The sequence below is a fragment of the Achromobacter ruhlandii genome, from assembly GCF_902859695.1.
Lineage (GTDB): Bacteria > Pseudomonadota > Gammaproteobacteria > Burkholderiales > Burkholderiaceae_B > Achromobacter > Achromobacter ruhlandii.
This window is the reverse complement of sequence record NZ_CADIJL010000012.1, coordinates 1-22097: the sequence shown is the minus strand read 5'-3', so window position 1 is coordinate 22097 and position 22097 is coordinate 1. Positions and strand designations below refer to the sequence as shown.

At 67.2% G+C, this 22097-nt stretch carries 18 protein-coding genes and 4 tRNA genes; 13 read left to right on the top strand and 9 right to left on the bottom strand.

The window, feature by feature from the left end; genetic code table 11:
- Window positions 1-104: 104 nt before the first annotated feature.
- Entirely contained in the window at window positions 105-296 is a 192-nt protein-coding gene (locus HV742_RS16185) for a hypothetical protein (protein WP_059269674.1), read from the top strand.
- A 171-nt stretch (window positions 297-467) separates the two neighbouring features.
- Window positions 468-1382, top strand: a complete 915-nt coding sequence (locus HV742_RS16180) for a hypothetical protein (protein ID WP_175145894.1) — start codon at window positions 468-470, stop codon at window positions 1380-1382.
- 534 nt (window positions 1383-1916) lie between these two features.
- Here the strand turns inward: HV742_RS16180 and HV742_RS16175 are convergent.
- From HV742_RS16175 to egtD, 3 genes are all read right to left on the bottom strand, one after another.
- Window positions 1917-1993: transfer RNA gene (locus HV742_RS16175), tRNA-Met, on the bottom strand.
- 109 nt (window positions 1994-2102) lie between these two features.
- Window positions 2103-3419, bottom strand: coding sequence for an ergothioneine biosynthesis protein EgtB (gene egtB / locus HV742_RS16170; RefSeq protein WP_063583279.1), 1317 nt, complete (start codon window positions 3417-3419; stop codon window positions 2103-2105).
- Window positions 3420-3453: 34 nt separating this feature from the next.
- Window positions 3454-4431: an L-histidine N(alpha)-methyltransferase gene (gene egtD / locus HV742_RS16165; RefSeq protein WP_175145893.1), complete on the bottom strand. Its 978-nt coding sequence runs from the start codon at window positions 4429-4431 to the stop codon at window positions 3454-3456.
- 348 nt (window positions 4432-4779) lie between these two features.
- Here egtD and HV742_RS16160 point away from each other — a divergent pair, with 348 nt between their 5' ends.
- Both HV742_RS16160 and HV742_RS16155 read left to right on the top strand, forming a co-directional pair.
- Entirely contained in the window at window positions 4780-5112 is a 333-nt protein-coding gene (locus tag HV742_RS16160; RefSeq protein ID WP_049072568.1) for an ElaB/YgaM/YqjD family protein, read from the top strand.
- 119 nt (window positions 5113-5231) lie between these two features.
- Window positions 5232-6608: a phospholipase D-like domain-containing protein gene (locus tag HV742_RS16155; RefSeq protein WP_049072571.1), complete on the top strand. Its 1377-nt coding sequence runs from the start codon at window positions 5232-5234 to the stop codon at window positions 6606-6608.
- 54 nt (window positions 6609-6662) lie between these two features.
- Here HV742_RS16155 and HV742_RS16150 read toward each other — a convergent pair whose 3' ends face one another.
- The 4 genes from HV742_RS16150 to HV742_RS16135 all read right to left on the bottom strand — a co-directional run bounded on the left by HV742_RS16150 (window position 6663) and on the right by HV742_RS16135 (window position 11804).
- Window positions 6663-8333 carry an FMN-binding glutamate synthase family protein gene (locus tag HV742_RS16150; RefSeq protein ID WP_054417662.1) on the bottom strand — a complete coding sequence of 557 codons (1671 nt, stop codon included), beginning with the start codon at window positions 8331-8333 and terminating at the stop codon, window positions 6663-6665.
- A gap of 189 nt (window positions 8334-8522) precedes the next feature.
- Window positions 8523-9746, bottom strand: a complete 1224-nt coding sequence (locus HV742_RS16145; protein WP_063583277.1) for a YeeE/YedE family protein — start codon at window positions 9744-9746, stop codon at window positions 8523-8525.
- 173 nt (window positions 9747-9919) lie between these two features.
- Entirely contained in the window at window positions 9920-10864 is a 945-nt protein-coding gene (locus tag HV742_RS16140) for an AEC family transporter (RefSeq protein ID WP_054417664.1), read from the bottom strand.
- Between the two features lie 31 nt (window positions 10865-10895).
- Complete coding sequence (locus HV742_RS16135; protein ID WP_175145892.1) at window positions 10896-11804, bottom strand: DMT family transporter; 909 nt, start codon at window positions 11802-11804, stop codon at window positions 10896-10898.
- A 117-nt stretch (window positions 11805-11921) separates the two neighbouring features.
- On the opposite strand from HV742_RS16135, the gene HV742_RS16130 reads away from it, so the two are divergent.
- Window positions 11922-12365 (top strand): GNAT family N-acetyltransferase, encoded by a 444-nt coding sequence (locus HV742_RS16130; protein WP_054417666.1) that lies wholly within the window; start codon window positions 11922-11924, stop codon window positions 12363-12365.
- A 419-nt stretch (window positions 12366-12784) separates the two neighbouring features.
- Here the strand turns inward: HV742_RS16130 and HV742_RS16125 are convergent.
- A tRNA-Leu gene (locus tag HV742_RS16125) sits at window positions 12785-12869 on the bottom strand.
- 192 nt (window positions 12870-13061) lie between these two features.
- Between HV742_RS16125 and HV742_RS16120 the strand changes: the two genes are divergently transcribed.
- Window positions 13062-13673, top strand: coding sequence for a tRNA-uridine aminocarboxypropyltransferase (locus tag HV742_RS16120; RefSeq protein ID WP_175145891.1), 612 nt, complete (start codon window positions 13062-13064; stop codon window positions 13671-13673).
- 178 nt (window positions 13674-13851) lie between these two features.
- Here HV742_RS16120 and HV742_RS16115 read toward each other — a convergent pair.
- Window positions 13852-13936: transfer RNA gene (locus HV742_RS16115), tRNA-Leu, on the bottom strand.
- Between the two features lie 181 nt (window positions 13937-14117).
- Between HV742_RS16115 and rnr the strand changes: the two genes are divergently transcribed.
- From rnr to HV742_RS16080, 7 genes are all read left to right on the top strand, one after another.
- Complete coding sequence (gene rnr, locus HV742_RS16110) at window positions 14118-16583, top strand: ribonuclease R (protein WP_049072580.1); 2466 nt, start codon at window positions 14118-14120, stop codon at window positions 16581-16583.
- Window positions 16584-16795: 212 nt separating this feature from the next.
- Window positions 16796-17533 carry a 23S rRNA (guanosine(2251)-2'-O)-methyltransferase RlmB gene (rlmB, locus tag HV742_RS16105; RefSeq protein ID WP_049072581.1) on the top strand — a complete coding sequence of 246 codons (738 nt, stop codon included), beginning with the start codon at window positions 16796-16798 and terminating at the stop codon, window positions 17531-17533.
- Between the two features lie 50 nt (window positions 17534-17583).
- A complete protein-coding gene (locus HV742_RS16100; protein WP_059269680.1) occupies window positions 17584-18828 on the top strand; it encodes a cystathionine gamma-synthase family protein in 1245 nt (414 codons plus the stop codon).
- 52 nt (window positions 18829-18880) lie between these two features.
- On the top strand, window positions 18881-19561 hold the full coding sequence (locus tag HV742_RS16095) for a Fe2+-dependent dioxygenase (protein ID WP_059269681.1): 681 nt from the start codon (window positions 18881-18883) through the stop codon (window positions 19559-19561).
- Window positions 19562-19921: 360 nt separating this feature from the next.
- A complete protein-coding gene (locus HV742_RS16090) occupies window positions 19922-20194 on the top strand; it encodes an HU family DNA-binding protein (protein ID WP_003812968.1) in 273 nt (90 codons plus the stop codon).
- Between the two features lie 146 nt (window positions 20195-20340).
- Window positions 20341-20416, top strand: a tRNA-Val gene (locus HV742_RS16085).
- Window positions 20417-21177: 761 nt separating this feature from the next.
- Window positions 21178-21975, top strand: coding sequence for an energy transducer TonB (locus HV742_RS16080; protein ID WP_049072584.1), 798 nt, complete (start codon window positions 21178-21180; stop codon window positions 21973-21975).
- Window positions 21976-22097 lie beyond the last annotated feature (122 nt).

Genomic DNA, 22097 nt, shown 5'->3' with positions numbered 1-22097 from the left:
CCTCGAACGAGGGCTTTTTTTCGTTCCGCGAGCCGGTGCGGACATGGGCACGGCAATTGCTGATAGCGGACCGGCGCGTTTTGGCGCCGCCGAGGAGATCCGCCATGTCTGTAATCCAACACCGTCCGCCAGGCGCGCCTGACGACGTGCCGGCCGACGATCCGCCGCTGCCCGGCAATCCGCCGCCGGACGATCCGCGTCCGGACCCCCGTCATTCGCCCGGCGACCCGGGCGGACCCGATGTCACCCCGCCTGCGCCCAATCCGCGTGCGCCGGGCACCATCGACCTGGCCTGATCCGCCGGGAATCATTTCGCTCGAGCAAAGGAGGCTTGTATGCGTTCCATTCTGCTGTGGCTGTTGGGCGTGCCCATTCCCATCATCATCCTGCTGGCGCTGTTCTGGCATTGAAGGACGGCTTGAATCCGCGCCGGCAACCGCCGCGCGCGAACTGAACAAGGAACCACCATGGAAAATGCAATATCGGGCGGCCGCGCCCTGGACGGCGCGCCAGCGGTGCGCGAATCGGCGGTCTCGGCCGTTTCCTGGGCGGCGGTGTTCGCCGGCGCGGTGATCGCCGCCGCCTTGTCGCTGGCATTGTTTGCCGGCGGTTCCGGGCTGGGCCTGCTGTCGGTTTCCCCTTGGAGCGGGGAAGGCCTGTCGGCTCCGGCCGCCGGCATCGGCATCGTTGCCTGGATGCTGTTCACACAGATCGTGGCCTATGGCATCGGTGGCTATGTCGCCGGTCGCCTGCGCACCAAGTGGGTGGACGCGCATCTTGACGAGGTCTATTTCCGCGATACCGCGCACGGGTTCCTGGTGTGGGCATTGAGCGCCGTGGTCAGCGCGGCATTGCTTGGGTCCGCGCTCGCGACGCTGGCCTCCGGCGCGGCCAAGGCTGGCGCTTCGGTGGCGGCGGGAGCGGGCGCGGCCGTGACCGCCACCGCGGCCGCTGGCGCGGGGGCGGGCGGCGGCATGGATCAGGCCGGCGACTATTTCAGCGATGTGCTGCTGCGCTCGGAGCGGCCGGACGCCGCGGGCGACCGCGTTGCGGCCCGGGCCGAAGTCGGTCGGATCGTGGCGATGAGCCTGGCGCGCGGCGAGATGGCGCCGGCGGATCGGGATTATGTGGCCAAGGTGGTCGCGGCCCAGGCGGGCATTGATCCGGCCGCGGCGCAACAGCGGGTCGACCAGACCCTGCAGAGCGCCCGACAGGCGGTTGATGACGCCAAGCGCAAGGCGCGCGAGGCCGCCGATCAGGCGCGCAAGGCGGCGGCGACGGTGGCGCTGTGGGGCTTCGCATCCATGTTGATCGGCGCGTTCGTGGCCAGCCTGTGCGCCACCTGGGGCGGCCGGCGCCGTGATCTGCCGTTCAAGGTGTAGCGCAGGCGTGTCGCGCCGGGGTTTGCCGCAAGGGCGGGCGTTGCTGGAACAACCCGTCGCGCCAAGGCCCCGCGGCCGGCAGCTCCGGCGCGATGCGATGATGGATACCGCATTCGGGGGAGGGCAGACGACACCCCCAGGCGTTCGCGCCGCACGTACGAGGGCGGGCGGCGCAGGGGGATCGATGCGCGATCGTGGCGTATTCCAAGCCGTGGGTGAGGGCGGTGCGTGACAGTAGGGGGCGGTGTTTTAAGCCGGCGCCTTTAAACCGATACGGTGCCCACGTCGATGCAGCCCCAAGCCGCCGCTGCCGCCCAGTCCATGGAAAATCGCCATCGGTAGGTATTTTTTTCCGCGTATTTTTCCGCGTATTTTTCCGCTTTGGGGCCGCCTCGCACAATCCACGAGGGGCGCTGCACGCCGCCCCGCCTTTTGCACCCACCCGGCGCCAGGGGCGACCCACCAGAAATAACGCGGGTCGGGCGGCCTAAATGAAAAAGGCCTTCACGCAAAGTGAAGGCCTTTTGAATTCCTTGGTGGCGCATCCCTGATTCGAACAGGGGACCTGCGGATTATGATTCCGTCGCTCTAACCGGCTGAGCTAATGCGCCATCCTTATCGCCGCTCAATTCAAAGAGAGTCAAGCAACGAAGAACGAAATTCTAGCATGGAATTTTCGGCCGATGCAACTGTCCCAGGCAGCTTTTTTTGCTGGCCGCCTCAATCGTCCCGCGCCAGGCGGATGCCGGAGAACTGCCAGCGGGCCTCGGGCGGAAAGAAGTTGCGGTAGCTGGGGCGGATGTGGCCGCGCGGCGTGGCGCAGGAGCCGCCGCGCAGCACGTATTGGTTGCACATGAATTTGCCGTTGTATTCACCCACGGCGCCGGCATCGGGGGTAAAGCCGGGATAGGCGTCATAGGCGCTGGCGGTCCATTCCCAGGCATCGCCGTACAACTGCGCGGGCCCGCTGGCGCCGAGCCGGGCTGGCGCGGGCCGGGGATCGAGATGGCCGTTTTCCAGCAGGTTGGCGCGGCTCGAGCGGGCGCCGTCGGGCAATTGCCGGGCGGCGTGCTCCCATTCCGCCTCGCGGGGCAGGCGCACCCGGGCCCAGCGCGCATAGGCGTCGGCCTCGTAATAGCTGATATGGGTGACGGGCGCCTGCAACTCCAGCTCCTGCATGCCGCGCAGCGTGAAGACGCGCCAGTCGTCGCGCTGGCCCTCCCAGTAAAGCGGCGCGCGCCAGCCTTCGGCACAGACCCGTTCCCAGCCCAGCGACAGCCACAGTTCCGGCCGCTTGTAGCCGCCGTCGCGGATGAACGCCAGGTACTCGTGCTGCGTCACCAGGCGATCAGCCAGGTGAAACGGCCGCAGCAACACCTCGTGCGCCGGCCCTTCGTTGTCGAAGGCGAAATCGCGGCCATCATGGCCGATGCGGACCACGCCGCCGGCGTAGCGCGTCCAGCCGGCCGGCGTGCCCGGCGGCAGGGCCGGCGAGCCCGAAGCCACATAGGCAGGCCGCAATGGATTGGCGTATAGCAGGTGCTTGAGATCCGTCAGGATCAGTTCCTGGTGCTGTTGCTCGTGGTTCAAGCCGAGTTCCAGCAGCGCGTCAAAGGCGGGGTCGTTGCCGCCCAGCCGCGAGATCAGCGTGTGCATCGCCTGGTCCACGTGCTGGCGGTAGCGCATCACGTCCGCCAGCGGCGGTCGGGTCAGCAGGCCGCGTTGCGGCCGCGGATGCTTGGCGCCGACGGCGTTGTAGTACGAATTGAACAGCATCCGATACTGCGGATGGAACACCGGCACGGGCGGCGGGAAATGGGTCAGCAGGAAGGTCTCGAAGAACCAGGTGGTGTGTGCCAGGTGCCATTTGACCGGGCTGCAGTCCGGCATGGACTGCGCCTGGCAGTCCTCCGGACTCAAAGGCGCCGCCAGCGCCATGGTGGTGGCGCGTACGGCGTCGTAGCGGTCGTGCTGGCCGGCCTGTCCGGCCGCGTAGGGGCCGTTGGCGGGATGGGTCAGCAGGCAGGCAGGTTCCATGGCGATCCTCCGGGGGCGGGTTGAGGGGGCCGCGTCAGGCGCGGGCGCTGAATACCGAAAACCAGCCGCGCGTGTCCGACCAGTGCTCGATGCCGTCGAAGCCCGCCCGCCGCAGCAGATCAGTGAAGGCCGGCGGCGTGAACTTGTACGAGTTTTCCGTGTGGATCCGTTCGCCGGCGGCGAAGTGGCGCGCATCGCCAGGCCAGGTGACGGTGACCGGATGGCGCGCCTGCAGGTGCATTTCGATGCGTGACCGTTCGCTGTTGAACAGCGCGACATGGGACCAGTCGCCCACGTCGAAGTCGCTGCCCAGCACACCGTTGACGTGGCGCAGCAGGTTGAGGTTGAAGGCGGCCGTCAGATGCAGGGCATCGTCGTAGGCCGGTTCCAGGACCTGCCGGGGCTTGACCCGGTCGACGCCCACCAGCAGCCCGCCGCCCGCGCATTGGCGCCGGATGCGTCGCAGCATCGCCAGGGCGGCGTCCGGATCCAGGTTGCCGATGCTGGAGCCGGGGTAGAAGAACAGGCGCTGCTCGGGCGCGATGTCGGCGGGCAGCGCCAGCGCCTGGGAAAAGTCCAGGCCGATCGGGGTGATGCGCAGGTCGGGATACGACAGGCGCAGCCGGCGCACCGCCGATTCCAGGTAGTCGGCGGAGATGTCGATGGGCACGTAGTGGCGCGGCCGCAGGCTGGCGAACAGCCGTTCGGCCTTGGCACAGTCGCCCGCGCCCAGGTCGATCATGGTCTGCACCGGCCCGATGTGGCGGGCAATGTCCTGACCGTGGCGTTCGAAGATCTCGGCCTCGCAGCGCGTCGGGTAATACTCGGGTAATTGGGTGATGGCGGTAAAGAGCGACGAGCCGAGCGCGTCGTACAGGAACTTCGGATCGATATGGGCGGGGTCGTCCAGCAACCCGTCGCGCAATTCGTGCTGCTCGGCGCTGTGGGGCTGGGGGGAGGGCGCGAGGAAGTGCGGGTCGGCGCCAGCGAGCAGTGCGGAGGGGGAGACCATGCGTTCAGTTCCTTTTTGAGGCTGATGAAGCGCATTGCAAAGGCTTATTGTGGCCGCCAGAGGGGTTCTGGTGTCAAGTCTAAGCGCCTGAAATGCAATGGACTTTTACTAAATCAACGTGACCGGAGGAGGGGCGGGTCCACGGGCGTGGGCCGCCGGGCCGGGATGCTCAGCAAGTTCCGCGCCGCTGAAATATCGGTTAACGGCTGGTTGCGAAAGCTCGGGGCGCGCCGCGCCGGGAATGGCCACAATGGGACACGGTCTGGCGCCATGCGCCCGGCCCCCGCCGGGCACGGCGTCGCGTCGTGCCCGACAGGCCCCATACACCACAAGCAATAAGGAGCGACCATGAATCGAAAGCACCAACGCGCTGAAATGGCCCTGCATCGCGAACGCGTGAGCGATAGCTTCCAAGAGCTGCTGGCCGGAACGGAAGACCTGCTGCGTTCGACGGCTTCATATACGGGCTCCGAGATCGAGGCGGCGCGCGCGCGCCTGAAGCAGCAACTGGCCGATGCGCGCGAATCCGCGGGTGACTGGGAAGGCGCGGCGCGGGAACGGGCTCGCCGTGCCAAGGCCTACGCCGATGAATATGTCCATGAACACGCGTGGAAGTCGGTTGGCGTGGCCACGTTGGTGGGGGTATTGCTGGGCTGCTGCCTGCTGGCCAATCGGCGCTGAGCCGGTCTGCCATGAGGCCGCCATCGGCCCCGTCCCGCGACGACCGCGCGGCGGCGTGGACCGCGTCCGCGGCGTGGCGGCGCGGGTGGCGGGCGGTAGCGCTGGCCTGCTGCGCCGCCATGCTGGCCGCTTGCGCCAGCGTGCCCGATGCGCAGGAACGGGCCGCCCGCAAAGCGCAGGCCGGCCTGTCGGCCGACGCGGCCCGGGACAGCTACCGCCGCGGCCACGACATCGCGGCGGATCCCCGCAACAACCGGGAGGATTTCCTTGCCCGCCACCTGGCGGTGGAAGAAGCCGTCAGCGGCGCGCCGCTCATGGCGGGCAATCGCGTGCGCCTGCTGGCCGACGGCCCGGGCACCTACCAGGCCATGCTGCGTTCCATCGCGCAGGCGCGGCGCTACGTCCACATGGAAACCTACATCTTCGACGATGACGAAGCGGGGCGGCGCTTTGCCGAAGCCCTGATCGCCGCGCGCAACCGCGGCGCCGACGTTGCGTTGATGGTGGACGCGGTGGGCACCATCAAGACGCCCGATGCGCTGTTCCAGCGACTGCGCGACGCGGGTGTGCAGGTCGCGGTCTTCAATCCTGTCAGCCCGGTCAACGGCAGCCGCGCCGGCTGGTCGCCCAACCAGCGCAACCACCGCAAGATCCTGGTGGTGGATGGCAAGGTCGGCTACCTGGGAGGCATCAACGTCAGCGCCGTGTACGCCTCATCGCCGGCCGGCGGCAGCGGCGGCTCGGGCGGCGGCGTCGGTAGCGGGGCGGATGGCGCGGATGGCGCGCGCGCCGATGCCGATGGCGCGCCCTGGCGCGACACGCACCTGCGTATCGAAGGGCCGGCGGTGGCGCAGCTGGAGGCGGTGATCCAGGACGGCTGGCAATCCCAGGCCAAGGAGCCGCTGCGGGGCGGCGGCCAAGTCATCGCGCCGGCCGCCGCCGGGCCGACCCGCGTGCGGATCCTGGCCAACCAGCCCGATCGCAGCGACGGCTATACCGTCTACCTGACGCTGATGTCCGCCTTTGAAAGCGCACAGCGCTCGATCCACATCACCATGGCGTACTTCGTGCCGGATCCGGCCTTTGTCGATGTCCTGGCGGGCGCCGCGCAGCGCGGCGTGGACGTGGTGCTGGTGCTGCCCGGCTTCAGCGATTCCTCGCTGGTGTTCAACGCCGGGCGCTCCCATTACACGCGATTGCTGCAGGCCGGCGTGAAGCTGTACGAGCGGCGCGACGCGCTGCTGCATGCCAAGACGGCGGTGGTCGACGGGGTCTGGTCCACCGTGGGTTCTAGCAACATGGATTGGCGCAGCTTCGCGCTGAACTACGAGGTCAACGCGGTGGTGCTGGGGCCGGAGTTCGCGGCCGAGATGGAGGCATTGTTTCAGCGCGACGTGGCCGAGTCGGTGCGCATCACGCCCGAGGCCTGGCGGGCCCGGGGCGTGGATGACCGATTCATGGAGTTCTTCTCGCGCATGTTCGAGCGCTGGCTGTAGGCCGGATTGCCGCCCGCGGACGAGCGCCAGGACGGCCTGCGCCGCCGCCGGCCGTCAGGCCGGCGTGCCCTGGGGCGGATGCGTCATGACGTATTCCTGCGCCAGGGCGGTGCTGATGTCGTGCGTGGGCTGGAACGAATCGGCGCGCGCCATCGACCAGCCGGCGCGAAACACCTGGTGGCGGAACTCGCCGCGCAGCAGCTCGCCGGGGGCCAGCTCGGGAAACAGCGCCGACAGCAGCCGGATCTCGCTCGATGAAATGCGGCGCGCGATGTGATGCGGGCGCAACTGGCTCGGATGGGTCAGGCCCGCGGCCGCCAGCAGTTCGGCCAGCGCGTGCAGCGTGTTCTTGTGGAAATTGGCCACGCGCTCGGCCTTGTCCGGCACCACCAGGGCGCGCTGGCGCAACGGATCCTGGGTGGTGACGCCGGTGGGGCACTTGCCCGTGTGGCAGGCCTGGGCCTGGATGCAGCCGATGGCGAACATGAAGCCGCGCGCGGCGTTGCACCAGTCCGCGCCCATGGCCATGACGCGGGCCATGTCGAACGCGGTGATGATCTTGCCCGAGGCCCCCAGTTTGATGCGGTCGCGCAGGTTCACGCCGATCAACGTGTTGTGCACCAGGCGCAGCGCCTCGCGCAGCGGCGTGCCGACGTGGTCGACGAACTCGACCGGCGCGGCGCCGGTGCCGCCTTCGGCGCCGTCGACCACGATGAAATCGGGCGTGATGCCGGTTTCCAGCATGGCCTTGACGATGGCGAACCATTCCCACGGATGGCCGACGCAGAACTTGAAACCGACCGGCTTGCCGCCGGACAGCTCGCGCAGGCGTGCCACGAACTTCATCAGGCCAATGGGCGAGTCGAAGGCCGAGTGGCTGGCGGGTGAGTTGCAGTCCTGCCATGGCGCCACGCCGCGCGCCTCGGCGATCTCGGGCGTGACCTTGCCGGCTGGCAGGATGCCGCCGTGGCCCGGCTTGGCGCCCTGCGACAGCTTGATCTCGATCATCTTCACCTGTGGCGTACAGGCGTTCTTGACGAAGGCTTCCTCGGAGAAGGCGCCGTGCTCGTCGCGGCAGCCGAAGTAGCCCGAGCCGATGTTCCACACCAGGCTGCCGCCCGGCTGGCGATGGTAGCGGCTGATGCCGCCCTCGCCGGTGTCATGCGCGAAGTTGCCCTGGCGCGCACCTTCGTTCAGCGCCAGCACGGCGTTGGCCGACAGCGCGCCGAAGCTCATGGCCGAGACGTTGAAGGCCGACATCGAATACGGCTGGCTGCAGTCGGGCCCGCCGACCGCCACGCGGAAGTCGGTGTCGCCGATGTGGGTGGGCGACATGGAATGGTTGATCCATTCGTAGCGGTCGCCGTACACGTCTTCCTGGGTGCCGAAGGGGCGCTTGTCGATCTCGCGCTTGGCGCGCTGGTACACGATCGAGCGCTGCGCGCGCGAGAACGGCGAGGCCTGCGTGTCGTCTTCCAGGAAGTACTGGCGGATCTCGGGGCGGATGAATTCGAACAGGAAGCGCAGGTTGCCCAGCACCGGATAGTTGCGGCGGATGGCGTGGCGCGTCTGGATCAGGTCGTACACGCCCAGCAGGCCCAGCAGCACCAGCGGCACGGCGGCCCACAGCCACCAGTACGAGTCCGTGAACACCAGGATGGTGGTCGCGGCGGCGGCCACCAGGGTCAAGATAAAAGCCGTGAAGCGGCCGGCGATCCATTGCATGGTCCATCTCCGTATTGCGGAATGCAGCAACCATACACCAGGGCGGCTGTAAAACCGGTAAACGGGCGGGACGGCAGGGCGCGCTTTCCGGACCCGTCCGTTACCCCGGAAACGGCGCCAGTGCTGGCGCTGCGGGGCGCGGACGTAAAAAAGCCCCCTTTTCGGGGGCCGGTGCTGGAACAGTGTTTCTCAGCAGCTGGATGCCGACGGCGTCTTTTCCACCGCCAGGCCGAACAACGGACGCAGGCGCACGCCCAGGGCGCTGCCGGCGAAGGCCGCCGGCAGCCACAGCCAGGCATGCAGGCTGCCCGACAGGATGCCGCTGAAGTAGGCGCCGATGTTGCAGCCGAAGGCCAGGCGCGCGCCGTAGCCCAGCAGCAGGCCGCCGATGACCGCGCCGGCCAGCGAGCGGGCCGGCACCTTCCAGACCGGCGCGAACTTGCCGGCGGCGCTGGCCGCGGCCAGCGCGCCCAGCATCAGGCCGATGTCCATCACCGTGGTCACGTCCTGGCGCAGCGGCGCGCCCAGCGCGGCCTGCTTGCTCCAGTAAGCCCAGGTGGCCACGTCGCCGCCCATCGCGTCCAGCGCCTTGGCGCCCCACAGCGCGAACGCCGAGGTGATGCCCCAGGGCCGGCCGGCCAGCGCCAGTGTGGCGAAGTTCAGCGCCACCAGCGCCACGCCGCCCCAGATCAGCGGCCACGGACCCTGCAGCAGCGAGGCCGGGCGCGCGGTGCGCGAGGCGAACGAGATCACGTGGCCGTGGCGGCGTTTTTCCAGCACGGTGGCGATCCAGGCGATCAGCGCAAACACCGCCAGGTTGGCGACGATGGCGGGCGCCAGGCCCCAGGTCTTGATGAGCGAGGTCGGCGCCAGCGCGGGCAGGGTCGACCACCAGCCGAAGTGGGCGGTGGCGATGACCGAGCCGATGATGAAGAACAGCAGCGTGACCAGCATGCGGGTATTGCCGCCGCCCACCGCGAACAGCGTGCCCGAGGCGCAGCCGCCGCCCAGCTGCATGCCGATGCCGAACAGGAACGCGCCCAGCAGCACCGACACACCCGGGGGCGAGACCAGGCCGTTGACCGGCTGGCCGAACAGCGAGCCTTGCGCCAGGAACGGGAAGAACAGCAGCACGCCGATGGCCAGCATGAACATCTGCGCGCGCAGGCCGGCGCCGCGACGGTCCGACACGAACACGCGCCATGCCTGGGTGAAGCCGAACGACGCGTGGTACAGCGCCACGCCCAGCAGCGCGCCGACGATCCACAGCGCGCCCTGGCGCCAACTGACGGTCTGGTTCAGGTACAGGGCGCCGGCCAGCACCAGCAGCAGCGCGATCCAGAGCGGCTTGCGGTTGATCTGGATGGGCGGCAGCGCCGAGGGCAGGGGCAGGGTGGAGGCGTTGGTGCTCATGATCGGGGTCCGAGGCAATCGGTAGGGCCGGAATGCGGCGAAGGAAAAGCAAACGGGCGCGTCGCCGCACCCGTCATCGTGGCGTCCAGTCTAAAGGGTGCGGAACATTTCTCAAAACACAAATTCACGCTTTTTTAATAACCATAAGTTATATAAACGACATTATCCAGCCGTTATGTGATCGGGTTGGCGCTGATCCAGGCCACCAGCAGGCTCACCGTCAGGACCGACAGCACTGTCGACACCAGAATGGCGCGGGACGTCACGCGCGCGTCGCGTCCGTACATCTGCGCCAGCATGAAGGGGCCCGTGCCAATCGGTAGCGCGCTCATCAGCACCGCCGTCCAGGCCCACAGCGGCGGCATGGAGAACACCTGGAACGCCAGCAGCGCGGTCACGGCCGGTTGCAGCAGCAGCTTGCCGGCCACCAGCCGCAGCACGCCCGGTCCCGGGCTGGCGGTCTCGGTCTGCGCCAGGAACAGGCCGATGGTGACCAGCGCGCAGGGGCTGGCGGATGCGCCCAGCAGCGACACGTAGCGATCCAGTCCCTCGGGCAACGCCAGCCCGGTGCCGGCCCACGCCAGGCCCAGCACCGGCGCGGCCAGCAGCGGATTGCGCATCAGCGCGCGGCCGACCTTCACCAGCGTGGCGCCCAGGCCGGGCGCCTGCTGGCGGTCGAACTCAATCAGGGCGATGGCAAAGCCGAACAGCACGCTGGCCGTCATCAATGTGGTGAAGGCCGCCGGCGCCAGGCTTTCGGCGCCAAACAGCGCCAGGCACAGCGGGATGCCCATATAGCCGGCATTGGCGTAGGCCGCCGCCAGTCCTTCGATGCTGCGGTCGGTCAGCCCGCGCGGGCCGCGCTTGCGCGGCAGGAACGACAGCGCGAAGGTGACGGCGATGCCGCCGGCGAACGCGCCGACGAAGCCCCAGTGCGCCATGTGCGCCAGGTCCACCTGCGTCATGGCGCGGAACAGCAGCGCCGGCAGCGACAGGTAGACCACGTAGCGGTTCAGCGCGTCGGTGGCGGCCGGCCCCAGGATGCGCCAGCGCGCCGCCAGCCATCCGGTCAGGATCAGCGCGAAGACCGGCAGGGCGGCGGTGATGACGGCATTCATGGCGGCGGCAGAAATGGGCGCGAAAGGGCGCTCATTCTACTTGCCGCGCCGGCGCGGGCGTGCGCGCCGAACGGGTCACCAGCAGGATACCGAGCGCGGCCAGCGCCATGCCGGGCCAGGCCAGCGGCGGGATCGGCTCGTCCAGCACCAGCAGCGCGATGACGGCGGTCGATGGCGGCACCAGGAAGAACAGCGCCGACACGCGCGAGGCTTCGCCATGGCGCAGCATGGCCAGCAGCAACGTGATGGCGACCAGCGAATTGCCAATCACCAGGTACGCCAGCGATCCGAACAGCGGGCCGGTCCAGTCGATGCGCATCGGCTCCAGCCAGAAGGCCAGCGGCGCCGTGACCGCCAGGCCCACGGCGTATTGCACGGTGTTGGACGTGACGGGGTGGGTCTGCACGCCGAAGCGCTTTTCATACAGCGTGCCGCTGGTGATGCAGAGCAGCGCGGCCGCCGCGAACACCAGGCCGAGCGTCGAAGCCAGGTCGACCGAGGCCTTGGCGACGATGACCAGCGCTGCGCCCGACACGCCCAGTCCCAGCCCGGCCCAGCGCCGCGCGTCGACGCGTTCGTGCGCGATCACCGGCGCCAGCAGCCCGATCAGGATAGGCTGCAGCGACGTGATCAACGCCAGCCCGCCGGCGGACATGCCTTGCTTGAGCGACAGATAGGTGAAGCAGAAGTAGCCCGCCTGCAGCAGCAGGCCGACCATGGCCAGGTGGCCCCACGCCCGTGCGCCTTGCGGCAGCGGCGGCCGCAGCGCCAGCAGAAATGGCATCAGCAGCGCCACCACGCAGGCATAGCGCAATGCCAGAAAGGTCATGGGATCGGCATAGGCCAGCCCCACTTTCAGCACGACGAAGCCGCTGGACCACAGCAGCAGGAAAAGCGCGGGCGCGAATTTCAACCAGGCGGGCGTTGCGGCTTGCGGCATGATGGCGATCAGCTGCGGGAATGGGCCAGCCGCGATGGTACGCCTGTTTCGCCGACACGCCATCCCTGCGAAAATGTCGACAGAAGATTCACATTCAGCAGTGGCGCGAGGGAAAAAATGGCCAACCAACAAAAGCCGACGGTACGTATCACCCTGGGAACCTGGGATCGCCTGCGCGAGGACGCCTCGTCGGTCCGCTATGACGTTTTCGTGGTCGAGCAGAAGGTGCCGCCCGAAGTCGAGATGGACGACGACGACGCGGTCTCGGTGCATGCGGTGGCCTACGCCGCTGACGGCACGCCGCTGGGCACCGGCCGCCTGCTGCCCGACGGCCACATCGGCCGCATGGCCGTGCACAAGCGGGCGCGCGGCCTGGGCGTGGGCGGCCAGTTGCTAGACGCCCTGATCGGCCAGGGCCATGGCGATGGCCACCGCATGCTGGTGCTGCACGCGCAGACCCACGCCAAGGGCTTCTACGAGGCCCACGGGTTCCAGGTGGAAGGCGAGGAGTTCATGGAAGCCGGCATCGCGCACGTCGTCATGACGCGGGTGCTGGCCTAGGCGCGGCAAGCGATCGGACAGCCCTGGCGGCAGCGGTGTCGCGGCCAGCTTGTCGCAGTGGGCTTGTGGCAGCGGGCTTGTGGCAGCGGGCTGGCGAGGTGCGGCTGGCGTGGTGCACGCTGGGGTGGTGCACGTTGGCGCGGTGCAGATGGCTAGTCGCAACTGGCTAGTCGCAACTGGCGTGGCGCAACTGGCGTGGCGCAACTGGCGTGGCGCAACTGGCGTGGCGCAACTGGCGTGGCGGGCTCGTTGTTATGGCGGGCTTGTCGTCGTCAGGCAAATCGCCTGGTGCGGCGGCGGATGTCGATGCCGCCGCCGCCCGGTCTCATGATCGGAACCGGAAAAGAAAAAACCCCGGACGCTTTCGCGAACGGGGTTTTTCTTGGCGCATCACGACAGGTACCTCGTGATGTAATAATTGGTGCCCAGGAGAGGACTCGAACCTCCACACCTTGCGGCACATGGACCTGAACCATGCGCGTCTACCAATTCCGCCACCTGGGCGCTGATGTCTTACCTTCCGCGTCGCTTTCCAGTTTGCATTTGATCTTTCGACTTCTTGCTACCGGCTGCGTTTCGTTTCGTGTTCAACAGCAGAGGAACGAGATTATGCATACTTTTTTGGAAGTGTGCAAGTCATGCTGCATTTTTTTCACTTTTTTTTCGGTGCGGCCGGCTTCGCTATAGTGTCGCCCCATGTCACGCCCTCTTTGCCTGCGCTGTAAGCGCCCCGAATCCCATTGCCTGTGCGCCCTGATCCCGGCGCTGAGTCCGCGAACCCGCGTGGTGGTGTTGCAGCATCCGAGCGAGGCGCGCCATGCGCTGAACACAGCGCGGCTGGCGGTGCTGGGGCTGGATGGGGCGCGGCGCCTGGTGGGGGAATACTTTCAGCATGAGCAGTGGGCCGAACCCGGCTATGCGCCCCGCGTGTTGTTTCCCGGCGAGGGCGCGGAGGTATTGGTGCCCGGGTGCGCCGCCGCGGCGGGCGCGCCGGTGCAATTGATCGTGCCCGACGGCACCTGGACCCATGCGCGCAAGCTGCTGCACATCAATCCGCAACTGGCCGCGTTGCCGCGCGTGATGCTGCCGCCCGGCCTGGCGACGCGCTACCGGGTGCGGCACGCGGACATCCCGGGCGCGCTGTCCACCATCGAGGCGGTGACGCATGCGCTCAATGCGCTGGAGGCGCCCCGCGATTTCGATGAACTGCTGCGGCCGTTCGAGGCCTTGATCGATGGCCAGATCGCGGGGATGGGCGCGGACCTGTATGCGCGCCACCATTTGAACCGCAAGGTGCCGTGGCGCTGAAAGAAGGTCTTGGCGTGGGCGGCGGGGAAGGGGCGGGACTGCCGCGCAAAGCGCAAGTCGCAAAGCAAAAACCCCGAAAATCTCGCGATTTTCGGGGTTTTCAACTTTTTGCCAACGCTGCCTGTTTATATTGCGACGTGATGTCATCGCAAGCCAAACAGCCTTGGCTGAAATTCCGTGGTGCCCAGGAGAGGACTCGAACCTCCACACCTTGCGGCACATGGACCTGAACCATGCGCGTCTACCAATTCCGCCACCTGGGCACTGAGACATTGCAGCCAGAACTTTGTGATACGCTGCCACTTCGATTGCATGAGGTTTTTATTCCCATGTATTCAAAGCGCAATTGCAAAATCACTCTACAATCCGTCTGACCATTTCTGCTTCAGTGTTCAGCCTTGGGCGAACCACAGAAGCTGCGCATTATATACGGAAAAATTAGCTTTGGCAAAACGATCGAATAACGAATCGAACAACAACAGATCCACTCCGTTGCCGGAAGCGCCGCCAGACTTCGATCCTGATGTCCCGTCCCGTGAAGCCATCCTGAAAGCGCTGCGATCCGCGGGGGCGCCGTTGTCTCCGGTGGAGCTGGCCGAGCGCATGGGCGTGGAGCGTCCGGCGACGATGGTGGGATTCGAGCGCCGCCTGGGTGCGATGGAACGCGACGGCCAGCTGATGCCGAACCGCAAGGGCGTGCTGCTGCTGGCCACCAAGCTGGATTTCGTTGCCGGCAAGGTGCTGGGCCATCGCGATGGCTTCGGCTTCCTGTTGCGCGATGACGGCGGGCCGGACCTGTTCCTGTCGCCGCGCGAAATGCTCAAGGTGCTGCACGGCGACCGTGTGCTGGTCAAGCCGTCGGGCGAATACCGCGGCAAGCCGGAAGGCACCATTGTCGAGGTCATCGAGCGCCGCACCAACAAGCTGGTGGGCCGCTTCCTGCACGAGCACGGCCTTTCCATCGTGGTGCCGGAAGACCAGCGCATCAAGCACGACATCCTGATTCCTCCCAGCGACACCAACGGCGCCCAGCATGGGCAGGTGGTGTCGGTCGAGATCATGGAGCAGCCGACCCGCCACACGCAACCGCTGGGGCGCGTGGCCGAGGTGCTGGGCGAGATCGACGATCCCGGCATGGAAATCGAGATCGCGGTGCGCAAGTTCGATGTGCCCGTGGAATTCTCCGAGGCCGCGCGCAAGCAGGCCGCCCGCCTGCCGGACGTGGTCCGCAAGGGCGACCTGAAAGACCGCGTCGACCTGCGCGATGTGCCGCTGATCACCATCGACGGCGAAGACGCGCGCGATTTCGACGATGCCGTCTATTGTGAAGCGGTGGAACTGGGCACCGGCCAGCGCAAGCGGCCGGGCTGGCGCCTGTTGGTGGCCATTGCCGACGTCAGCCACTACGTGCGTCCCGGCGACGCGCTGGACGATGACGCGCTCGAGCGCGGCACCAGCGTGTATTTCCCGCGCCGCGTCATCCCGATGCTGCCCGAGTCACTGTCCAACGGCCTGTGCTCGCTGAATCCCGATGTCGATCGCCTGGTGCTGGTCTGCGACATGGTGATCCCGGCGTCGGGCGCCAAGGCCGGCACGGTCACGGCATACCAGTTCTACAACGCGGTGATGCACTCGCATGCCCGCACCACCTATACCAATATCTGGGCGGCGCTGCAGCAGCCCGGCGGCCCGGCGGCCCACGCCATGCGCGCCGTCATGCCGCAGGTGCAGAGCCTGTATGAACTGTTCCACCTGCTTTCGCAGAGCCGCAAGAAGCGCGGCGCGATCGATTTCGATACGGTCGAGACCAAGATCGTCTGCAATGAGCTGGGGCGCATCGAACAGATCGTGCCTTCGGTGCGCAACGATGCCCACAAGCTGATCGAAGAGTGCATGCTGGCCGCCAACACCTGCGCGGCCGACTTCATGACGCGCAGCAAGCATCCGGGCCTGTACCGCATCCACGAGGGCCCGACGCCCGAGCGCCTGCAGTCGCTGCGTGAATTCCTGCGCACCATGGGGCTGTCGCTGGGCGGGGGCGATACGCCCACGGCCAAGGACTACGGCGACTTCCTCGACTCCGTGCGCGGCCGTCCCGACTACCAACTGCTGCAGACCATGTGCCTGCGCTCGATGCAGCAGGCCATCTACAGCCCCGACAATCTGGGCCACTTCGGCCTGTCGTATCCCGGCTACAGCCACTTCACCTCGCCGATCCGGCGCTATCCCGACCTGCTCACGCACCGCGTCATCAAGGCCCTGCTGGCCGGCCAGCGCTACGTGCCGAGCCTGGACGACCAGCCGGTCGTCATCGGCCGCACCCAGCGCGAGCACGAGCACGCCATCTGGGAAAAGCTGGGCCTGGTGCTGTCGGCCAGCGAACGCCGCGCCGACGAGGCCTCGCGCGACGTCGAGGCCTGGCTCAAGTGCTGGTTCGTCAAGGAGCGCGTGGGCGAGGACTTCAGCGGCACCGTTACCGGCGTGGCCAGCTTCGGCATCTTCGTCACGCTGGATACGCTGCACGTCGAAGGGCTGGTGCACGTGTCCGAGCTGGGCGGCGAATACTTCCAGTTCAACGACGCGCTGCACGAGCTGCGCGGCGAACGCACCGGCATGCGCTACCGCCTGACCGACAAGGTCCAGGTGCAGGTGTCGCGGGTCGACCTGGAAGCCCGTCGCATCGAGTTCCGCCTGGTGCAAGGCACCAGCTTCGATGCCTTGCGCAAGGCGGCCGCGCGTGGTCCCGATGAAGGTCCGCGCCGCGTGAAGAAGGCGGCGGCGCCCAAGCCGGCCGCGCTCAAGGGCCAGACCGCCAAGGAGCGGCGCGCCGAGGCCAAGAAGGCCGGCAAGCCGTCCAATACCCCGCAACGCGCCGCGCCGGCCAAGAAAGCCACGCGCAAGCGCCACTGATGCGGCGCGGCGTTCCGCCCGGGAGGGCGGGCGCCGCGGCACCCCGCCGCCGGGCCCGCGATTCGCCGGCACGCTGTTTTGGGGGCGCAACTTCGGTCGGGCAAAGGCGGGTGACGGCGCCATAAGGGGTAACATTGCGCCTATGGCCGGCCTGTCCGGCGGCCCGTTCCGCTCTGGGACGGGCATTCGTTTCTCTAAAGGTATTTGCATTTATGGCGTCGACCCAAGTCCTTGCCGGGTTTCACGCGGTTGTCGCGCGGCTGCGCCACGCGCCCGAGTCGATCAAGGAAATCTACGTAGAAGCGTCGCGCCGCGACAAGCGCATGCAGACGTTCATCGAGCAGGCCGAGAAGGCCGGCTGCCGCCTGCACCCGGTCGCCATGGAGCGCCTGGATGGCCTGGCGCGCGGCACCCGCCACCAGGGCGTGGTGGCGCTGGCTGACGAGCGCCAGCTGGCGGTGGACGTGGATGAGGTGCTCGACGTGATCGAGGGGCCGCCGCTGCTGCTGATCCTGGATGGCGTGACCGATCCGCACAATCTGGGCGCCTGCCTGCGGACGGCGGACGCCGCCGGCGTGCACGCAGTGATCGCGCCGCGCGACCGCGCGGTGGGGTTGAACAGCACCGTGCAGCGCGTGGCCTGCGGCGCGGCCGATACCGTGCCGTACCTGATGGTCACCAACCTTGCGCGCACCATGCGCGGCCTGAAGGATCGCGGCGTGTGGCTGGTCGGCACCGACGACCAGGCCACGACAAGCATGCACCAGGTCGATGCGCGCCAGCCGATGGCCTGGGTCATGGGCGCCGAGGGCGAGGGCATGCGCCGCCTGACGCGCGAGACCTGCGACCAACTGGTCAACATTCCCATGCTGGGCTCGGTCGAAAGCCTGAACGTCAGCGTGGCCAGCGCGGTGTGCCTGTACGAGACCGTGCGTCAGCGGCAGGCCTGAGCCGGCCGCGCCCTTCTTTTCGTAGTTCCCTTCTTTCCGCGTAGCCCATCATGCACCAGAACGGCTTTACCACCACGATCCTCCATTCCGACCGCCAGCAATCCGTCGAGCACGGAGCGGTGCACAAGCCGATGCACCCTTCGTCGGAGTTTGCATACGCCGATGCGCGCGAGCTGGCCGCGGTGTTCCAGGGCAAGCCCGGCTTCACCTATGCCCGCCAGGGCACGCCGACCACCACGGCGCTGGAAGCCAAGATCAACCACATGGAAGCCGGCAAGGGCACGGTGAGTTTCGCCACCGGCATGGCCGCGCTGGCCGCCATTTTCACCACGCTGCTGCGCCGGGGCGACCATCTGGTGTCGAGCCAGTACGTGTTCGGCAACACCAACAGCCTGCTGGGCACGCTGCTGGAACTGGGCGTGGAAATCACGTTCGTGGATGCCACCGATTCGGCGCAGGTGCGCGCGGCGATCCAGCCCAACACCCGCATGGTGTTCACCGAGACCATCGCCAATCCCGGCACCCAGGTTGCCGACCTGGCGGTGATCGGCGAGATCTGCCGCGAAAAGGGGCTGGTCTATGTGGTGGACAACACGCTGACCTCGCCGTGGATGTTCCGGCCGTCGACGGTCGGCGCGTCGCTGGTGATGAACTCGCTGTCGAAGTACATCGGCGGCCATGGCAACGCGCTGGGCGGCGCGGTCACCGACACCGGCCTGTACGACTGGGCCGATTATTCGAACATCTACGACGCCTATCGCAAGGGCCCGTCCACCGGCTGGGGCCTGACCCAGATCAAGAAGAAAGGCCTGCGCGACATGGGTGGCACGCTGGCGGCCGAGCCCGCGCACCGCATTGCGGTGGGCGCCGAGACGCTGGCCCTGCGCATGGCCAAGCATTGTTCCAACGCGTTGGCGCTGGCGCGCTTCCTGGAAGAGCATCGCGGCGTGGCCAAGGTGCATTATCCGGGCCTGGCCAGCCACCCGCAGCATGCGCGCGCCGCGGCACTGTTCGGTTCGCGCTTCGGCGGCCTGCTGGGCGTGGAGCTGGCCGACGGCGTCGACTGCTTCGATTTCCTGAACCGCCTGCGCATCGTGTTGATGGCCACGCACCTGGGCGACACGCGCAGCCTGGCGCTGCCCGCCGCGCACACCATCTACTACGAGATGGGCGCCGAGCGTCGTAAGCAGATGGGCATCGCCGACAGTCTGATCCGGGTGTCGGTGGGCATCGAAGACGAGACTGATCTGCTATTTGACTTCGATCAGGCGCTCAACGGCTGCCTGCAGGGATAATCTGGCGGGGCTCGGCGCGGTGACGCGCCGGCCGTTACCTGCGCAGGAACCCATGCTTATACAGATCGCCGAAGTATTCACCCCCGACGAGGCGGCCGCCATCCGCCAGCGTCTCGATGCCGCCGATTGGGTGGATGGCAAGGTTACCGCGGGCTTCCAGTCCGCCTCGGTCAAGCACAACCGCCAGTTGTCCGAGCAGCATCCGCTGGCGCAGGAACTCGGCAACCTGATCCTGCAGCGCCTGTCCGGCAACAACCTGTTCATGTCGGCGGCGCTGCCGCGCAAGATCTTTCCGCCGCTGTTCAACCGCTACGAGGGTGGCGAGGCCTTCGGTTATCACGTCGACAACGCCGTGCGCGGCATCGTCGGCACCGCCGAGCGCGTGCGCACGGACCTGTCGGCCACGCTGTTCTTCTCCGAGCCTGATTCCTACGACGGCGGCGAGCTGGTCATCGACGACACCTACGGGCCGCGCACCGTGAAGCTGCCGGCCGGGCACATGGTGCTGTATCCCGGCACCAGCCTGCACAAGGTCAATCCGGTCACGCGCGGCGCCCGTGTCAGCGCGTTCTTCTGGATGCAGAGCCTGGTGCGCGAAGACAGCCAGCGTGCGCTGTTGCTCGACATGGATGTGGCCATCCAGCGTTTGAACCAGGATGCCGCGGGCCACCCTTCGATCGTCCAGCTCACCGGCATCTATCACAATTTGCTGCGGCGCTGGGCCGATGTGTGAAGGCCGTGCCGAGGGGCCGTGCGCCGGTGTCGCGCAAACCCCGAAATGCGCGTTTATGTTTATTGCGGAAAGGCCTAAAAGCTAGTATTGGTGCGGCTTGACGTGAGGTTTTCGCTTGACAGCCGCTCTACGCCAAGGCCTAATACATGTCTGCGTCGCTGACGGTTCAGGGGTCTTGAAACCCTTGAAACCTAGGCGGCGCAGCAGTTTAAAAGTTGTGCTTTGCAGCGCAAGAAAAAGTTTATCCACTAGTCTGTTCGTCGTTTGTCGGGTCTACGCGCCTAGTCGTGATGTCCAGCATGACAGCCATGATGAACTGCACTCCCGGCAGACTCCATACCTTGTGAGGGGTACACCTGCATGAACAAAACCGAACTCATCGATCACATTGCCAGCAAGGCCGATATCTCCAAGGCTGCCGCCGGTCGTTCGCTTGACGCCCTGATTGGCGCCGTCAAGACCACCCTGAAGAAGGGCGGTACGGTCACCCTGGTGGGCTTCGGCACGTTTGCCGTGTCGGCCCGCGCCGCTCGCACCGGCCGCAATCCGCGCACGGGCGAAACCATCAAGATCAAGAAGGCCAAGGTGCCGAAGTTCCGTCCGGGCAAGGCCCTGAAGGACGCCGTCAACTAATTGACGGATCGGCGGATCGAGCGGGCACGGCACCCGTTGATTTGCCGACAGGTACGCGGTCCGGTATACTCCGGCCCGCGTATTGCTTTTGAGTACCCCGGCTAGCGTTTTCCGCAGTTCGTTTGCGGCGAAACCATCATCAGGACGGGTGCTTAGCTCAGTTGGTAGAGCGGCGCCCTTACAAGGCGTAGGTCACAGGTTCGACCCCTGTAGCACCCACCATCAGCAAGCCGAAACAGAAACCCGCACACGGTAACGTGGCGGGTTTTTTGTTTGCGCGCTTGGGATGCGCGTTTCGGGTTCGTGTTTCGGTTCAGGGCTGCGATCGCATGCTTCGGGTACGGGCATGGAGCACGCGCACGGGCTGCATGCATGGGGCGCGTGCGCGACCCAGAGCGCATTCATGGGTAAAGCGCTTCAGGCGTGCGCTCGGGGTGTGTGCGCGGCATTTCGGCGCTTGCCTGCGTCCCTCGCAGGGATTGCCTGCCCGCCAGCGCCCGTTGCGGGGGCGGGTTGTGCGAGCGGGATGCGCGGGCGGGATGCACGAGCGGGATGCACGAGCGGGATGCACGAGCGGGATGCACGAGCGGGATGCGCAGGCGGGATGCGCAGGCGGGATGCGCAGGCGGGATGCGCAGGCGGGATGCGCGGGCGGGATGCGCAGGCGGGATGCGCGGGCGGAATGCGCGGGCGGAATGCACGGGCGGAATCCGCGGGCGGAATCCGCGGGCGACGCCGCGCGTGCCGCCTGCACGTCGCGCCTGCACGGCCCCGCTGGCGCAATCGACGTTTGCACTGCCGCCGTTTGCGCCAGCGCAGGGTTGGCGCCGCATCGGGGTGTTACGCTATTGCAGACGAAATATGACGTGCGAATCATTCGCATTTAAGCTATGATCTTTGGCTTGTACCGGTCAGCCAGCGTGCGCTCGTTGCGCGCGTTTTTTCCTGGCTGGCCAGATAAGTTAATGCACCCTGGCTGATTCATGCCTAGCTTTCAACGTGGTCTGAACTCTTCACCGCCGTCTTCCCTTGGTATACGCATAGGCGCAGGCCTGGCGGTCGTTGCGCTACATGCCGCAGTGGTTTATGCCATTTACCTGGCGCCCGAGAACCGCCCTGAACTGGAGGAACCCGAGGCCATCATGGTGAGCGTGGTGGATGCGCCCACGCCGCAGATCGCCAAAGCCGAGCCCACGCCGGAAGTGCCGCAGCCGGTGACGGAACCGCCGCCCGAGCCGCAACCCGAGATCGAGCCCGAAACCGAACCGGATCCCAAGGTGGAGCCGGAACCCGAGCCCGAACCCGAGCCGGTGGTCGAGAAGCCGCCGATGCCGGCCCCCAAGCCGAAGCCCAAACCCAAACCCAAGCCCCAGCCCAAGCAGGAAGTCAAACCCGAGCCCAAGCCCGAGACGCCGCCGGTGGAAACGCCGCCGGCCGGCGCCACGGAAGGCGCGCAGACCACCCAGGCCCCGCGCCAGGGTCCGCCGCCCGACCAGATCCTGCAGGAAACCCAGATCGAATACCTGGGCGCGCGACCCATGCCCAACTACCCGATGGCATCGCGCCGCATGCGGGAAGAGGGGCGGGTGGTGGTGCTGGTGGAAATCAATACCCAGGGGCTGGTCGAGCGGGCCACCATCGACGCGTCCTCGGGCTTTCCCAGGCTGGACGAGTCGGCACTGGCCGCCGCGCGCAAGGCCCGCATGAAACCTTATAGCCGCAATGGCGTGGCATATCCCGCCAAAGCAAAGATTCCGTTCGATTTCGTAATGAGGAACTGAGATGTCCAACGCAATGCACAGCGCCACCCTGGTGGCGCAGGCGGCCACCAGCCCGGCAGCGGCTCCGGCGGCCGCGGCACCCGCCGCTGCCGCGGCGCCCGCCGCCCAGCAAGCCGCGACCG

Excerpts from the sequence above, each read along its gene's own strand:
- HV742_RS16100 (WP_059269680.1), top strand. The coding sequence starts at position 17,584 with ATGCACCAGAACGGCTTTACCACCACGATCCTCCATTCCGACCGCCAG.
- egtB (WP_063583279.1), bottom strand. The coding sequence starts at position 3,419 with ATGGAACCTGCCTGCCTGCTGACCCATCCCGCCAACGGCCCCTACGCG.
- egtD (WP_175145893.1), bottom strand. The coding sequence starts at position 4,431 with ATGGTCTCCCCCTCCGCACTGCTCGCTGGCGCCGACCCGCACTTCCTC.
- HV742_RS16150 (WP_054417662.1), bottom strand. The coding sequence starts at position 8,333 with ATGCAATGGATCGCCGGCCGCTTCACGGCTTTTATCTTGACCCTGGTG.
- HV742_RS16185 (WP_059269674.1), top strand. The coding sequence starts at position 105 with ATGTCTGTAATCCAACACCGTCCGCCAGGCGCGCCTGACGACGTGCCG.
- HV742_RS16145 (WP_063583277.1), bottom strand. The coding sequence starts at position 9,746 with ATGAGCACCAACGCCTCCACCCTGCCCCTGCCCTCGGCGCTGCCGCCC.
- HV742_RS16135 (WP_175145892.1), bottom strand. The coding sequence starts at position 11,804 with ATGCCGCAAGCCGCAACGCCCGCCTGGTTGAAATTCGCGCCCGCGCTT.
- HV742_RS16095 (WP_059269681.1), top strand. The coding sequence starts at position 18,881 with ATGCTTATACAGATCGCCGAAGTATTCACCCCCGACGAGGCGGCCGCC.
- HV742_RS16090 (WP_003812968.1), top strand. The coding sequence starts at position 19,922 with ATGAACAAAACCGAACTCATCGATCACATTGCCAGCAAGGCCGATATC.
- HV742_RS16155 (WP_049072571.1), top strand. The coding sequence starts at position 5,232 with ATGCTGGCCGCTTGCGCCAGCGTGCCCGATGCGCAGGAACGGGCCGCC.
- HV742_RS16080 (WP_049072584.1), top strand. The coding sequence starts at position 21,178 with ATGCCTAGCTTTCAACGTGGTCTGAACTCTTCACCGCCGTCTTCCCTT.
- rlmB (WP_049072581.1), top strand. The coding sequence starts at position 16,796 with ATGGCGTCGACCCAAGTCCTTGCCGGGTTTCACGCGGTTGTCGCGCGG.
- HV742_RS16130 (WP_054417666.1), top strand. The coding sequence starts at position 11,922 with ATGGCCAACCAACAAAAGCCGACGGTACGTATCACCCTGGGAACCTGG.
- HV742_RS16160 (WP_049072568.1), top strand. The coding sequence starts at position 4,780 with ATGAATCGAAAGCACCAACGCGCTGAAATGGCCCTGCATCGCGAACGC.
- HV742_RS16120 (WP_175145891.1), top strand. The coding sequence starts at position 13,062 with ATGTCACGCCCTCTTTGCCTGCGCTGTAAGCGCCCCGAATCCCATTGC.
- HV742_RS16140 (WP_054417664.1), bottom strand. The coding sequence starts at position 10,864 with ATGAATGCCGTCATCACCGCCGCCCTGCCGGTCTTCGCGCTGATCCTG.
- HV742_RS16180 (WP_175145894.1), top strand. The coding sequence starts at position 468 with ATGGAAAATGCAATATCGGGCGGCCGCGCCCTGGACGGCGCGCCAGCG.